Here is a 14,678-nt window from a genome sequence, read left to right as displayed (position 1 = left end):
GTTTTAAAACAGCCACCTGGTGCATTATTCGACCCGATGGCTACCGACATAAGTCCCGTAGCCATCCAGACCTTCACGGACTTCGATCTTCGTTGCGTTGTTGGCATCCAAGTCGAAGTCAACGCTCTGCGAACCTTGCTGAATCGAAGGACTGGTAAAGATGCCCATTACGATAGCGATTATGGCGAGCAATCCCAGAACTTGTAGCAAGCCCCAAGTTGCGAGCAACGCTCCAGCACCGAAGATAACCACTCGAGCGCTCCACTTCACAGCGGTCACAATCAGTCCAGGCATACCGACACGGCTCAGCGATGACCACAAAGCTTCTTCCAAGCGCAAAACTGCAGATACACCGCGGCCCAGGCTCTGCCCGATCCGTATTGCAGCGCTGCCTTGTACTTTGCCTGTGCTCATAGCCACCTCGTGACTCAATAAAACATGTCGTTCTGACATCATTTATAGACCTATGCCGTCATATATTCAACCTACTTTCTCTTGTAAATCAACCTTCCGACGAACAGCCAGCCAGTTGCTTCAAACCATTTTGCGCTTCGGTTCGACAGTGTTTTCGAATGAAATGCTGTCTCAGGAATCCAAGTGGAGAATTGCATTCCACTTGACCACCCGTTTGCATTGCCACTGACCAGTCATTTGCATTTGACGTGACCACGCGTTGCACGAGACTTGACCGGCACACTGCACGTCCTCGACCGGCTGGATTCGAACCATTTCATCCGGTCGGCAGAATTTTAAATCGGTGGGGCATATGCTATATCGGCCTCATGGATTGCTGGCTGGCAAAAAGCGTGTGAATACTGACGGGTCGACAAGCGCCCTAAGTAGTAGCTACGCCATGGTCCCTCTGCTCCTATCCAAAACGCTTTGTGACAGCATCGCGTCGTCATCAAAATAGGGGTGGAATTCTTGAAGTTTTCAGGAATGCTTGGGTCGATAGAGGATGTCACAACCCCTCGTTTTTATCAGGTGTCGAGCATGTCCCATTCCTCACCCAGTACCCATCGCAATGCGGAGAGCTTTCCGTTAAGCATGCCCCATTCGAAGTCGCTCCAAGGCCCGGTATCTTCGTATTTTTCTCTAACGCGTTGAGCCGCAGCCTTAGCCCTGATCAAGACATCTTCGTGGATCACACCATTGCCGTAGCGTAGTGTGCCTGCCGGGACGATTTCTGTTTCCCCTTCCTCGATGTGGTACATCATATTCATGTGTCGGTTGTACCAGACCTTGTCGAACAGCTCGTCCATGGCTGACATTATTTCCTGGAGACCACGAGTCTCGTCCTCCCAGGCAAAGCTGTACTCATGATGGAATTCTTCGAGGTCTAGTAAGTCCTCGATAGCGGGGCCGGTCGAGTTGTAGAACAGCGAAGTTTTGTTATCAAAGATTTCTGCAAAATCATCGTGTGGTTTTCGATGATCTTTTGCAGAAAAGTCGGTGAAATTGTGGGTGACAAAACGGAAGCTCTCGTAATCATCCGCGTGTTGTGTCCGGAACTCTTGGAAGGCCTCAACCAGCACTGCATCAGCAACGCTATTCTTCTGTTTGTGAAAAGGAGCCCGCTTGGCGATTGCTCGCTCTGCAGCTCTGATCTTCGAGGCATCTGAAATCTGAAATTCAATGGCGTTCTCGAACAGCTTCAGAACACGGTTCACCGTCACTTGAGTCGCTTCAGAGAGGATTGGCAACCTTTGATTCACGTCATCCAGGGTGTCGAGCGCAGCTTCTTTCCCATCACCACCGAATGACTCAATCACACCTTTCACCACCCGGAACTCGTTAGCGAGGCGCTTACGTGTGGCATCGATAACCCTGTCCTTGTTTCGCACATACTCTATGCGTACCAGGTCGGGCAGCAAGATCTTGATTGCATCATCCTGGACTAGGTGCTCCAAGGCGGTAAGCATAGGAAGCTCGGCCTTTTGTGATGACATATCAAGCCAGACGCAGGTGTCGAGCATTACTAGATGCATTGAAGCTCCTTTTCAGCTTGCTGATTGCTAGACTTGGTCTTGACTATCACCGGATAATGGCCCAATACCTTACAGGAGCGTCAAATGTCTCGTCTCGCAGAATTCCGTGCCCTTGAGCAGCAGCTCGCAGCTCAGCTTGCCGAGCTCGAAACCCTGAAAAATGATGATGGCCTGAAGCGCGAAATCGAGTTCGAGCAGAAGCTTCGTAATCTGTTGGGTGAGTACGGCTACAGCTTGCGTAATATTATCGCCATCCTTGACCCACAAGCCTCGACTCGCCGTGTTCCAGCCGCTGCAGAGTCCAAGGCAGGCACTCGCAAGCCTCGTGACGTTAAGATTTACAAGAACCCGAACTCAGGTGAGCTGGTCGAGACCAAGGGCGGCAACCACCGCCAATTGAAAGAGTGGAAAAACGAATTTGGCGCTGACGTTGTAGAGTCGTGGCGCACTCAGTAAGACTGTTTGAGTACAAACAAATCAGGGCCCTGCGGGGCCCTTTTTCGTGGAGATGTGGATGTTTAGATTTCTGAAGGATCGAAATGAATTATGGCTGTTCTGGGGAGCATGGATTGCGTTCGCTCTCCTGCTAATAGTGAAGATAAAGTTTGATGTCCCTGGCGCAATGAAGTCGTGGCCGCGACTGATTTCAGCACTTCAATCTGATGCATTTGAAGATGTCGTGGGGGACTTACTAACAGGATTGATATCTGCATATTTCTTTTACGTTGTAATAGATCTAATACCAAGGCGGAGATTGGAGAGAAGGACTAAAGGAATACTGAGCACACTGCTTTCGTCGATTGTCGAAGCATTCCTCCATGACAGGATTATGGCTCACGCGGAGCCACTAGGGAAATTCCATGAATTAGATCCTGAAGAAATATCTCAGTCCAGGCTGCTGCTTAAAGGGAAGCCCGATTTGAGGCAGTTCCTTTCGCTTACATTCATAGCCAAGTGGAGTTATCCGAAGTTTTCAAACTCACTCCAACTAGCAGTATCACTTGGTGTTGATCACGCAGCGGTCTGGATGAACGTGACCGACTGTGTTGCCAGGCTAAAAGATCACGGAGAGCGCGCTGATCGGGCAGGACTTCTCGGAAGCATGGTGGACATTATTAACCTGCTGGATAAACCAGAGATTGATGGAAGTGTCGAAGATGAGGTGTTCATGTGGCAGCTAATGGTGCGTGACGACATGAAGAAGTTTCTTGGTCTAGCAGAAGAATGGAAGTCGATTTGTCAATGATACGGAAAAGGTTAAATGGATATGAAAAAAATTGACTCATCTAAGTTAAAGAAAGGCGACATCATCTTATCGACGTCAGTTGAAATTCAGAGCAGGATCATTAAGTTCTTCACGAAAAGCGATATATCCCATGCAATGATATGTATCGCCAATAGTTCGGTTATGGATTCAACTGGCGAAGGCGTACAGGCAAGAAACATTGACAAAATGTTTTATGATGATAGCTGTGCGATCTATGCGTACCGATTAAAGCAACAGATTTCCCCCGAAAAAATGCAGGGCATTATCGATTACGTTCGTAGCGAGAACGGAGCTCCTTACACCTTGGCTGGAGCAGTAGGTGCAGTCGTCCTTCCTGGCGTGAAAGGAACGGGTATGCAGTATTGCTCGCGCCTTGTATCCAAGGCCTATGCCAGTGAAGGGATTATGTTTACTTGCAATCCTGACGCATGTACACCTGCTCAGATTCAAAAGTCTAATCTGGTTGAACTTATTCCCGATGCAGTTACGGATGTGACTCCGGATGATATTGAAATGCTCTCTAGGCAGGGCGATACAACTATTCTCTTTAGAGATGCAACTTCAAAACTCATGAATGAGTTGAGGAAGATAGATTCGTCAATAAGAGTCGTTAGCGATATACACAGTTCGTTGCAGAAAAATCCCGAGCTCGATGATGCCATTACCTTGGCGCTCAAAAGCACGGGTTATCTAAACTTTTGGCAGCTCGAAGCTTCAAGGTTTCCATGGAGATACGATCTTACACTCATGGTTCAGTTCTATCACTCTAGCAGTGACGAAAGAAAGGGGGAAATTCTGGACTACTGTAGGTCTACCCTAGCGCACGAAGCTGATGGTGATTTTAATCACTGGAATAAAACCATGACAATCTATCAAGATCTTGAGATAGAAACCCACCTACAGACTTTCGCGCTTTTCAAAAACCTGTATATGAAGCTGTCGTTTGGGCATGGGCAAAGAATCTCGCATGCCAAGACGATGCTCAAGGTTTACGGCCAGCGCAGGTGATTTTTTGTCAAATCCCTCAATGCCCATCCCGGCGCACTAAATCGCCTCTGGGTTTGTAGACACCTTCGGGTCACAGCTTCTGGCCGATTCTATTGAAAAAGTCGGTTCTCTCAAACTGCCAGAAGACTGATCGGTGAAAGCGGCTCTTTTACGCACAGCTACGTGAAATCTGAGTCTGAAGGCCTTTACGGCGATTCAAGATTTCAATCTCATGCGCGTACTTTTCTACCGTGAAAACCACATCCGACTTTTTCAACGGAATCGGCCGATTTCTGCCGGTCAGGGGCGACCAGCGGACTGGTCAAATCCGATGCAAACGACTGGTCAACTCGAATGCAAATGGGTGGTCAAGTCCATGCAATTACCCATCCAGGTGCACCCGCACCTAAATCCTTACACTTACACAGCTCCTATAGACTTTTTACCTCCCACAACTGATCGAGCCTGGTTGTATAACTCTGACTCATCAGCTCGCGACGCATAGCCCACTCTGGATTGGAGGGAACACTCCCAGCTCGTAAAGTCCCTCTGCCCCAGCGTGTGTTGATCTCGTCCAGGACTCCCATCACCTTCTCCGAAGATGCTGGCTGCGAAGCTGCGAACATGTCATCCGTAAATTCGCCAGGCTGTCGCAGGTCCAGCAACAGAACCTCAGCCTTGCTGTATTTGAACCCCAGTCGAAACAAACGACTCACTGCCTCAGTCGCCGCCCTGGTCATCAAGCGCACATCGTTAGTGGGGTATGGCAATTCAACCAAAGCGCCATTGGCGTACTTCGCTTCCTCCGGATTGAACATGCCGGTACGGATGCTGACGCGGATCTTCTTGCACAGTGAGTTTTGAGAACGGAGCTTTTCGGCAGCACGCTGAGTGTAGGTGGCCACCGCCTCTTTGATAGGCTGAATGGTTGTTAGCCGTTTTCCGAACATTCGGCTGCAACAGATCTCCTGCTTGGGTGGTGCAGCTTCGCCCAGTTCCAGGCACGAAGTTCCTGCCAGTTCACGTGCGGTCTTTTCAATGACAACGCTGAACCGGTCGCGCAGAGTGCGCGGGTCGGCCGTCGCAAGGTCCATCGCGGTGCGGATGTTCATCGCCTCCAGGTGAGCATTCATCTTCTTACCTACCCCCCAGACCTCTGATACCGCCGTATTACGCAGTACCCAGTTGCGGTTATGCACGTCGCAAATGTCTACAACACCGCCTGTATGGGATAACAGTCGCTTTGCAGTATGGTTGGCCAGCTTGGCGAGCGTTTTCGTAGGACCGATGCCAACACCTACAGGAATGCCAGTGCATTTGAGAATGGTCGCCCGGGTACGTCGACCGAACGCTGTGAGATCTCCAGGAATACCGGTGAGATCAGCAAACGCCTCATCGATGCTGTAGACCTCGGAGGCTGGCACCATCGATTCGATGATCGACATGACACGCTCGCTCATATCGCCATAAAGCGCGTAGTTGCTGCTGAACACCTTAATTCCGTTGCGACGCAGCACCTCTTTGATCTGAAAATACGGAGCCCCCATTTTCACAAATGGCTTGGCGTCGTAGCTACGGGCGATGACGCAACCGTCATTATTGCTGAGTACCACGATGGGCGTTTTCTCCAGATCTGGACGAAAAACACGCTCGCAGCTGGCATAGAAGCAGTTGCAATCGATAAGCGCGAAGACCGGCTCATGCTTTTCCATGACGGCGCATGCTGTAGTTCACTACGCCCCAGATGACGAGGTTGTCACCCTCAAGGATGTGCTTGGACGGGTAGGCACTATTTTCGGATTGAAGTTTGACAACCCCATCCATCATGAAAAGCCGCTTGCAAATCGGTTCCGAATTATTGAGCGCTGCTACGACGATCTCACCATGCTCGGCAGTGCGACTGCGGTCGACGACGATCAGATCCTTATCAAAAATACCTGCCCCAATCATGCTGTCTCCGAGAATTTTCGCCAGGTACACATGCGGTGCTCGTACCTCGGCCATTTCGTCCAGAGACACGTGCTTCTCGATGTAATCGACAGCGGGAGAAGCAAACCCAGCTGGCACCTGAAATGAGTACAGCGGTAGCTTGATACCCCCTTCAGACAACGGACCAATGATGACTACGCTCATGAGAAAGACCTTTCGATAAAATTAGCTGTATAGATATACAGTTAACTCTTTGGCCTGCGCGCGGTCAATCGTACTGAAAGGCATTTTCGACGAGTGACATTAGGGGTGACATCATCTGCGGACGCTACTCGATCTACGAATCCATGGACCACTACCTCAAGGAACTTGCCCCAGAGCAGCTCGTGATCAATGGGTACGACCTCCGGCCCATCGAGCGTTACAACGTAGCTCCTAGCACTCGGGTTGAGATCATCCGCCCCACGGAGGAGGGCCTGAGTGTCGACAAGGTTCGGTGGGGGTGGGAGCCTTTCTGGGCAAGGGGCAAACGACCAGCACCAATCAACGCGCGAGTCGAAACCGTGATGACGGGGAAGTTCTTCAAGGAGCTATGGCCTAACGGACGGGCAGTTGTACCAGCGAACGGCTGGTTTGAATGGGTGAAGGACGCAGATGACCCCAAGAAGAAGCAGCCCTACTTCATCCGCCTTAAGAGTAAAAAGCCCATGTTCTTCGCGGCGCTGGCCCAGGTGCACAGGGGGCTTGAGCCGCATGATGCTGACGGGTTCGTCATCATTACGGCGGCGAGCGATTCCGGAATGGTGGACATTCATGATCGTCGGCCGGTGGTACTGACGGCAGAAGATGCGCGGGCATGGCTTGATTTCGAAACTACACCGCAGAAAGCCGAAGCGTTGGCAAAAGAGCACTGCAGGATTGTTGACGATTTTGAATGGTTCCCGGTGGATCGCGCAGTCGGGAACGTGCGGAATCAAGGACCGGAGCTAATCCAGCCAGTTAACCCTTGACTGCCCCACGCCCTTGACTTCGATTTGAACATCGGCGGTCCGTTGTCGTCTGCCACAGGTCGTCCGCATCAAAAGGGGCGAAATGGGCTGAAGCAAATGGCAAGGCGAAGGGTTTGAATGGAATGGGGAATAAGGGTAAGTGCCTTACCCGAAAAGGCCGGCGAGTCCGCCGGAAAAGGACGCCGAAAGGGTTCGAAAGGCGGGCCTCCATAAAACGTGAGTTACATAGGTTCTTACTCAACTTGGAGACTAAATTTTTCTCGGCAGGCATGGGAACATCCCGTCGCTGACGCTGTTTGGATCCCACACTCAGATGGCAGCTTACGCAGATAACCTTTCCAAGACGGATATAGGTTTCGACTTGTCACGCTCCGCCATATAGAGCAAAAGGCCCACCAATGACTTCATCATGGGTGCCTAAATGCTCAGTTTCTTCAAGCGAAGAAAAGCTTCTCCGATCTCGTCCAATGCCGCTGCAGGCTTTATCAAACCTGAGTCGCCCGACGCGCTGCTTTCTACTTCCCGTCGGCGTCAGTTGATTGAGAACATCTGGCAGAGGACCTCTCTGCCCCGAGAGCAGTTTGATACGCTTTACATGCAAGCATTCAAGAGCTACGCAGCCTTGGTGCAGCATCTCCCTGCCTCTGAGAATCATCACCATGCATATCACGGTGGCATGCTGGATCACGGTCTCGAAATCGTCGCCTACGCACTGAAAATCCGACAAATGTATCTGCTCCCGATTGGAGCGCCGCCCGAATCACAGGCTGCTCAGTCAGAAGCATGGTCTGCAGCATCGGCCTACGGTGCGCTTGTCCACGACCTGGGCAAAATTGCGGTAGACGTCAAGATTGAACTCGCAGATGGCACTACCTGGCATCCATGGCACGGGCCTCTGGATCAGCCATACCGATTCAAGTATGTGAAAGGTCGAGACTATCGGTTACATGGAGCCGCTTCGTCGCTGATCTACTCCAACGTGATTCCGGCGAAGGCACTGGACTGGCTCAGCGGGTTTCCCGAGCTCTGGTCTCAACTCGTGTTCGCGTTCGCTGGCCAGTATGAGCATGCGGATATCCTTGGTGAAATTGTCTCCCAAGCTGACCAGGCTTCCGTGGCACAGGAACTCGGAGGCAATCCTGGTAGGGCTATGTCGGCGCCCAAACAATCCATTCAGCGACAGCTGGCTGAAGGCTTGAGAATGCTAGTCTCCGAGAAGTTCAAGTTGAACCAGCCCGATGGTCCCTCGGACGGATGGCTGACTCAGGACGGCTTGTGGCTTGTAAGCAAGCCAGCCGTAGATCAGCTCAGAGCTCATCTGCTCTCCCAAGGTATCGAACATATTCCCACCTCCAACGCCCCAATGTTTAACCTGCTCCAGGATCAAGCGATCATTCAGCCGAACGGAGACGGGAAAGCCATTTGGAAGGCCAGCATCGACAATGGTCGCGGCTGGAAGAACACGTTCACGGTACTGAAAATAGCGCCGGCACTGATCTGGCCGAACACAACTGATAGGCCAGATGCGTATAGCGGAACGCTGACCTTGGAATCTGCAGCGGTTACGGATGACAACGAGGCCCTGCCTGCTGGAGGAGACGAATCTGAATCCGCGAGAAACACAAAAACACCTACAGCCCCGCCCCCTCATGCACCTAAGCAGGCAGCTGCTGCAGTAAAAGATTTTGATGCGCTGGACGAGCTGCTCGACCTGTTCCCCGATCCGGTAGCGACAGCACCGACTCAACCGATGCCTGAGTCGATTGACGATGGTGATCAGATTCCCTTCTTGCCCCCTCCTCCGGCACCTCCCCGTCTTAGCCAACCTCGTCAGTTTGGGGGTGAAAAAACAATGAAAGACACCGCCCCAGTCGAAGAGCCAGCAAAAATTTCGCTTGAAGGTAGCTCAAATCACGGTGTGAACTTTCTCACATGGTTGAAGGGAGGCGTGATCTCTCACAGGATCATCATCAACGACGCCAAGGCACGAGTGCATACCGTAGATAGCACAGCGTTCCTGGTGAGCCCGGACATATTCAAACGTTATGCACTTGAGCATCCAGATATAGAGCGAGAGGCGAGAGAACGTGATCTTGAAGCCTGGCAGCTCGTTCAGCGATCTTTTGAGAAGCTGAAAAAACATCGTAAGACTGCCGCAGGCTTGAATATTTGGACATGCCTGGTCAAAGGGCCACGAAAAAGCAAGCAACTGCGGGGCTATCTGCTCATAGAGCCTACCGACGTCTTCAGCGAGGTGCCCTATGACAACCCAGTCATCAGCTTGGCAGAATTGGTAGATAAGGATACATCTGAATGAAACCGATGACTCTTAAGGAACTGACCCAGGAATACATTCTCACTCATGACCTGAGGCCCGACACCGTCAAGATCTATTGGGCTGCCACAAAATCCTACGTCAGATTCTTCGGCGACTGCCTTGCCTGTGAGACCACCCACCGCGACATGCTTGACTGGCGCAGGTCTGAGCTCGAGCGGATATCCAAGCGCAGCTGGAACACTTACTCCAGCCATTTGCGCACCATCTACGGCTATGCAATCGAGCACGGCTTGCTGGATCTGGTTGCTAACCCACTTAAAAACACGCGAGTGATCCCGCCCAAGCGCCCAAAAAAGACAGTTGCGAACGACGCGAGCGTCCGCGCTCGTAACTGGCTAATGATGTTGGCCGCAGAGGAGCGTGCCACCGCAAAGCGGACAGAAATTACACCTGCCTGGTTTTGGCTGAGCGTATTCGAAACGTTCTACTACACGGGGATCAGGCTCAACGCGCTGCTATGCCTGAGATATGCGGATGTGAACCTGCGCGATCGGCTGATCAGAGTTAGAGGCGAAACAGAGAAGACTCATCGTGAGTTCCTGATTCCGATCCCGGACGGCCTGATGGCTCAGCTGGAAACGCTCATGCACGCAGCGAAGGCCTTGAGATTCCAGCCTGGCGACCAGCTGTTCAACGTGAACAGATTTTCAGGCCATTACCGCCGCCATGAGATGGATTCCAATCAAGTCGAGGCGATGTACAAAAAACTCACTGCTATGACCGGGATACGAATGACGCCTCACCGTTTCCGGCACACGATTGCCAGTGAGCTTATGACGCTCCCGGAACGCAACATCTATCTGACCAAGAAGTTGCTGAACCACTCGAATATAGCTACCACGATGGATTACATCGAACCCGATTACGACATGATGCGGGAGGTGATGAATGAGCGAGGAAAGCGGCCAGCCAAGATCAGCTACATGGCTAAACCGGATGCGACGCTGCGTGCTGATAGACACCGACCAATATCTGCTCCAGTCAAGGACTTGACTCCGTCAACTACGACTCGCGAAACCACTACAGAAGCCGATAGCATAGCTGGCCGAGCCTTAGCCAAGCCCCGCACACTGGTTGCAAAAGTCTCGACCATGAGCCCATCAACTGCACCAGATCCTAGGACAGTCAACCACGACGAGACGCCCCCGCCCGTTAGTGACCGCGACACCGCAGTCAGCCAGTTACCGTTAGGCTGCTCCAGTCCGGAAGATCTGCTGAGAAGTTTGGGGGAACTCACCAGATGGGTACAGAACAACATTGCGGGCGCAGGAACTGGTGCTGAACCAGTTATCCAAGACAGACCTGTCCCAAGCCAAGATGCTCGGCATCTACGTCCAGAAATGCTGGAACTAGCCGGATGGATCGGCAGGTCAGGCTGATCATCTGAGTTTGAGATTTGTAAAAATAGGCAATCTGCCATTATCAGCAGATGCATCGTGCTGCCGATTATCTAGTTGTCAGGCCTAATGACTGCTCCAGATGGGCCGATACACGCGCAGCACAGCATTTTTGCCAAAAAAAACGCCCCATACACAAGCATTCGCTCGGTACGGGGCGCTCCAATTTGACATCACAGCTTGCTGGCGCTATGTTTCGCGACAGACGGCTGCTTGTTTGGGTATAAGACCCCTCATACGGTAAAGCCTGCCTCAACTGAGACATGAACACCCATCAAGGTCCTAAAGATACAGCCACAACAGTGTTTGGTCGGGGTAAGGGGATTCGAACTCCTGACATCCTGCTCCCAAAGCAGGCGCGCTACCGGACTGCGCTATACCCCGGTAAATCAAGGCACCTCAACTAGCTGCCTGCGACCTGATACAAGTGGCATCAGATCTTTAAGATTCGGTCTCAAGGTGAACCTTGAAACCAAAAATGGTGGGTCGTGTGGGATTCGAACCTACGACCAATTGGTTAAAAGCCAACTGCTCTACCAACTGAGCTAACGACCCAAAAATGGTCGGGGTAAGGGGATTCGAACTCCTGACATCCTGCTCCCAAAGCAGGCGCGCTACCGGACTGCGCTATACCCCGATACAGCTACATATTGAAATCTGGCTCCACGACCTGGACTCGAACCAGGGACCCAGTGATTAACAGTCACTTGCTCTACCAACTGAGCTATCGCGGAACGTATCGATTTCAGATGCAACTTTTACAACTTACTGCTCTGAACTAACGCGCTGTTAACTTGTTAATTCAGCCTCTTCGATGTGTTTGCATCGCTGCGTTCACGTCTCTGAGGCGCGCTATTCTACAATTTTAAAAAGAGGTGTCAACCCCTTAAATTGCTTTTAAGACAATGATTTGCGATTTTTTTTCAGATGGCCTTTCGGCCCTCGCAAATTCATCAATCAGCAGCGCAAGGCTCACCTGCAATAACCCATCGCTGGCGAGCCTGAACTGCAAACCCCATCAGTTGAAGACGATTTCGTCGTCGACCACTGTGCCGGTGACGCTGGAGCCGGGCATGAAACCACCCGACAGAATCAACTGCGCCAGTGGGTTCTCGATCCAGCGCTGGATAGCACGCTTGAGCGGACGAGCGCCGTAAACCGGGTCGTAACCCACCGCGATGAGTTTATCCATCGCCTCGGGGCTCAGCTCCAGTTTCAGTTCGCGTTCGGTCAGACGGCTGCGCAGGCGAGCCAGCTGAATATCCGTAATGCCGGCAATCTGGTCGCGGGCCAGAGGTTCGAAGATCACCACTTCGTCGATACGGTTCAGGAACTCCGGCCGGAAGTGATTGCTTACCGCATCCATCACCGCCGCGCGCTGTGCGTCGCGATCCCCGGAAAGCTCGATGATCTGCGCCGAGCCCAGGTTGGAGGTCATGACGATCACGGTATTGCGGAAATCCACTGTACGACCATGGCTGTCAGTCAGGCGACCGTCTTCCAGCACCTGCAGCAAGATGTTGAACACATCCGGATGCGCCTTCTCCACTTCGTCCAGCAAGATCACGGAGTAAGGCTTGCGACGCACCGCCTCGGTGAGATAACCGCCTTCTTCATAACCTACATAGCCTGGTGGTGCACCGATCAGTCGAGCCACGGAATGTTTCTCCATGAACTCGGACATATCGATACGTACCATCGCTTCTTCAGTGTCGAACAGGAACTCCGCCAGCGCCTTGCACAACTCGGTCTTACCGACACCGGTTGGGCCGAGGAACATGAACGAACCACTTGGGCGATTCGGATCAGACAACCCGGCACGAGAGCGACGTACCGCGTTGGAAACAGCAACCACCGCTTCGTTCTGACCAATCACGCGCTGGTGCAGCAAGCTCTCCATACGCAGAAGCTTGTCGCGCTCACCTTCGAGCATCTTCGACACAGGGATCCCGGTCCACTTGGAGACGACTTCGGCGATCTCCTCTTCAGTCACTTTACTGCGCAGCAACTGATTCTCAGGCTTGCCATGCTGGTCGACCATTTGCAGGCTGCGCTCCAGGTCGGGAATGATCCCGTACTGCAATTCAGCCATGCGATTCAGGTCGCCACGCCGACGAGCTGCTTCCAGCTCCTGACGCGATTGTTCGATCTTCTGCTGAATCTGCGCAGAGCCGGTGACCTCGGCTTTTTCCGAGGTCCAGATTTCTTCCAGATCAGCGTATTCACGATCCAGGCGGACGATTTCTTCCTGAAGTTTTTCCAGACGTTTGATCGCAGCTTCGTCGTCTTCTTTCTTTAATGCCTGGGATTCAACCTTCAGCTGGATCAGACGGCGTTCAAGACGGTCGAGCACTTCCGGCTTGGAGTCGATTTCCATACGAATACGGCTGGCCGCTTCGTCGATCAGGTCAATGGCCTTGTCCGGCAACTGCCGATCGGTGATGTAACGGTGGCTCAGCTTGGCGGCCGCAATGATCGCGCCGTCAGTGATCGCCACTTTGTGGTGAACCTCGTAGCGTTCCTTCAAGCCACGCAGGATCGCGATGGTGTCTTCTTCACTCGGCTCATCCACCAGCACTTTCTGGAAGCGCCGCTCAAGGGCCGCGTCCTTCTCTATATATTGGCGGTACTCGTTAAGCGTGGTCGCACCGACACAATGCAACTCGCCACGCGCCAACGCAGGCTTGAGCATGTTGCCCGCATCCATGGAGCCTTCGCCTTTACCGGCGCCGACCATGGTGTGCAGTTCGTCGATGAACAGGATGATCTGGCCGTCCTGTTTGGACAGCTCATTGAGCAGCGATTTCAGGCGCTCCTCGAACTCACCCCGGAACTTGGCACCGGCGATCAGAGCACCCATGTCCAGAGACAGCAAGCGCTTGCCTTTGAGGCCATCCGGCACTTCACCATTAATGATGCGCTGAGCAAGACCTTCAGCGATGGCAGTTTTACCCACGCCAGGTTCGCCGATCAGCACCGGGTTGTTCTTGGTGCGGCGTTGCAGCACTTGGATCGTCCGACGGATTTCGTCGTCACGGCCGATCACTGGATCGAGCTTGCCTTCTTCGGCGCGCTTGGTGAGGTCGACGGTGTATTTATCCAGAGCCTGGCGCGACTCTTCGACATTGGGGTCGTTGACTGCCGAGCCGCCGCGCAGGTTGCTGATGGCATTTTCCAGCGCTTTCTTGCTGACACCCTGGCCAAGCAGCAACTTGCCCAGCTTGCTGTTTTCGTCCATGGCCGCCAGCAAGACCAGCTCGCTGGAGATGAACTGGTCGCCCTTCTGCTGCGCCAGACGATCTGCCTGATTAAGCAAACGCGCCAGATCCTGGGACATGTTCACGTCGCCCGTTGGATTCTGGATTTTCGGCAGTTGGTCGAGCTCTTTGCTCAATTCTTTGCGCAGACTGTTGATGTCGAAGCCCACTTGCAGCAGCAACGGCTTGATGGTGCCGCCCTGTTGATCAAGCAACGCCTGCATCAAGTGCGCAGACTCAATGGCCGGATGGTCAAGACCTACCGCCAGGGATTGGGAATCGGATAACGCTAACTGTAATTTGCTGGTCAATCTATCGATACGCATTAGTCACCTTCCTATATAAGCAGGCCGGAGCAAATAAACACACCTATGAAAAAAACCTGCTGGATGCCCACTACATGCGGGCAATTGCGTGAGATTCAAGCTGAAATTGATTGACGCAGATCAGCAATGCAGTGGGACGTCTGAACGATAGCCCCACGAATGATTTCCCGCACGGGGAC

Annotated in this window: 11 protein-coding genes and 4 tRNA genes; 6 read left to right on the top strand and 9 right to left on the bottom strand. The window is 52.5% G+C overall.

Annotation, left to right across the window (positions count from 1 at the left end):
- Positions 1–24: 24 nt before the first annotated feature.
- Together K3169_RS04670 and K3169_RS04665 are read right to left on the bottom strand one after the other, a co-directional pair.
- Positions 25–414, bottom strand: a complete 390-nt coding sequence (locus K3169_RS04670; protein WP_263270306.1) for a DUF3742 family protein — start codon at positions 412–414, stop codon at positions 25–27.
- Positions 415–980: 566 nt separating this feature from the next.
- On the bottom strand, positions 981–1,988 hold the full coding sequence (locus tag K3169_RS04665) for a PIN domain-containing protein (protein ID WP_263270289.1): 1,008 nt from the start codon (positions 1,986–1,988) through the stop codon (positions 981–983).
- 84 nt (positions 1,989–2,072) lie between these two features.
- Here K3169_RS04665 and K3169_RS04660 point away from each other — a divergent pair, with 84 nt between their 5' ends.
- From K3169_RS04660 to K3169_RS04650, 3 genes are read left to right on the top strand one after another with little or no spacing between them, the layout of a single operon-like run.
- Positions 2,073–2,444 (top strand): histone-like nucleoid-structuring protein, MvaT/MvaU family, encoded by a 372-nt coding sequence (locus tag K3169_RS04660; RefSeq protein WP_263270288.1) that lies wholly within the window; start codon positions 2,073–2,075, stop codon positions 2,442–2,444.
- A gap of 58 nt (positions 2,445–2,502) precedes the next feature.
- Positions 2,503–3,234, top strand: a complete 732-nt coding sequence (locus K3169_RS04655; protein WP_263270287.1) for a hypothetical protein — start codon at positions 2,503–2,505, stop codon at positions 3,232–3,234.
- Positions 3,235–3,249: 15 nt separating this feature from the next.
- Positions 3,250–4,263 carry a YiiX/YebB-like N1pC/P60 family cysteine hydrolase gene (locus K3169_RS04650; protein ID WP_263270286.1) on the top strand — a complete coding sequence of 338 codons (1,014 nt, stop codon included), beginning with the start codon at positions 3,250–3,252 and terminating at the stop codon, positions 4,261–4,263.
- Positions 4,264–4,673: 410 nt separating this feature from the next.
- Here the strand turns inward: K3169_RS04650 and umuC are convergent, their stop codons facing one another.
- Positions 4,674–5,954, bottom strand: coding sequence for a translesion error-prone DNA polymerase V subunit UmuC (umuC, locus tag K3169_RS04645; protein ID WP_263270284.1), 1,281 nt, complete (start codon positions 5,952–5,954; stop codon positions 4,674–4,676).
- Positions 5,941–6,375, bottom strand: coding sequence for a LexA family protein (locus K3169_RS04640; protein ID WP_231672285.1), 435 nt, complete (start codon positions 6,373–6,375; stop codon positions 5,941–5,943). The genes umuC and K3169_RS04640 overlap by 14 nt, the downstream gene beginning before the upstream one ends.
- Positions 6,376–6,488: 113 nt before the next feature.
- Between K3169_RS04640 and K3169_RS04635 the strand changes: the two genes are divergently transcribed.
- From K3169_RS04635 to xerC, 3 genes are all read left to right on the top strand, one after another.
- Positions 6,489–7,181, top strand: coding sequence for an SOS response-associated peptidase family protein (locus K3169_RS04635; RefSeq protein ID WP_263272216.1), 693 nt, complete (start codon positions 6,489–6,491; stop codon positions 7,179–7,181).
- Positions 7,182–7,602: 421 nt separating this feature from the next.
- Complete coding sequence (gene mobH / locus K3169_RS04630) at positions 7,603–9,498, top strand: MobH family relaxase (RefSeq protein ID WP_263270281.1); 1,896 nt, start codon at positions 7,603–7,605, stop codon at positions 9,496–9,498.
- Entirely contained in the window at positions 9,495–10,898 is a 1,404-nt protein-coding gene (gene xerC, locus K3169_RS04625; protein WP_263270279.1) for a tyrosine recombinase XerC, read from the top strand. The genes mobH and xerC overlap by 4 nt, the downstream gene beginning before the upstream one ends.
- A gap of 325 nt (positions 10,899–11,223) precedes the next feature.
- On the opposite strand, the gene K3169_RS04620 is transcribed toward xerC, so the two are convergent.
- From K3169_RS04620 to clpB, 5 genes are all read right to left on the bottom strand, one after another.
- Positions 11,224–11,300: transfer RNA gene (locus K3169_RS04620), tRNA-Pro, on the bottom strand.
- Positions 11,301–11,395: 95 nt separating this feature from the next.
- Positions 11,396–11,471, bottom strand: a tRNA-Lys gene (locus K3169_RS04615).
- Positions 11,472–11,476: 5 nt separating this feature from the next.
- Positions 11,477–11,553: transfer RNA gene (locus K3169_RS04610), tRNA-Pro, on the bottom strand.
- A 21-nt stretch (positions 11,554–11,574) separates the two neighbouring features.
- Positions 11,575–11,650, bottom strand: a tRNA-Asn gene (locus K3169_RS04605).
- A gap of 284 nt (positions 11,651–11,934) precedes the next feature.
- On the bottom strand, positions 11,935–14,499 hold the full coding sequence (gene clpB / locus K3169_RS04600; protein ID WP_263270278.1) for an ATP-dependent chaperone ClpB: 2,565 nt from the start codon (positions 14,497–14,499) through the stop codon (positions 11,935–11,937).
- Positions 14,500–14,678: the final 179 nt, after the last annotated feature.

It is taken from the genome of Pseudomonas phytophila (assembly GCF_025643095.1).
Lineage (GTDB): Bacteria > Pseudomonadota > Gammaproteobacteria > Pseudomonadales > Pseudomonadaceae > Aquipseudomonas > Aquipseudomonas quasicaspiana.
This window is presented reverse-complemented; position numbering and strand designations above follow the sequence as displayed.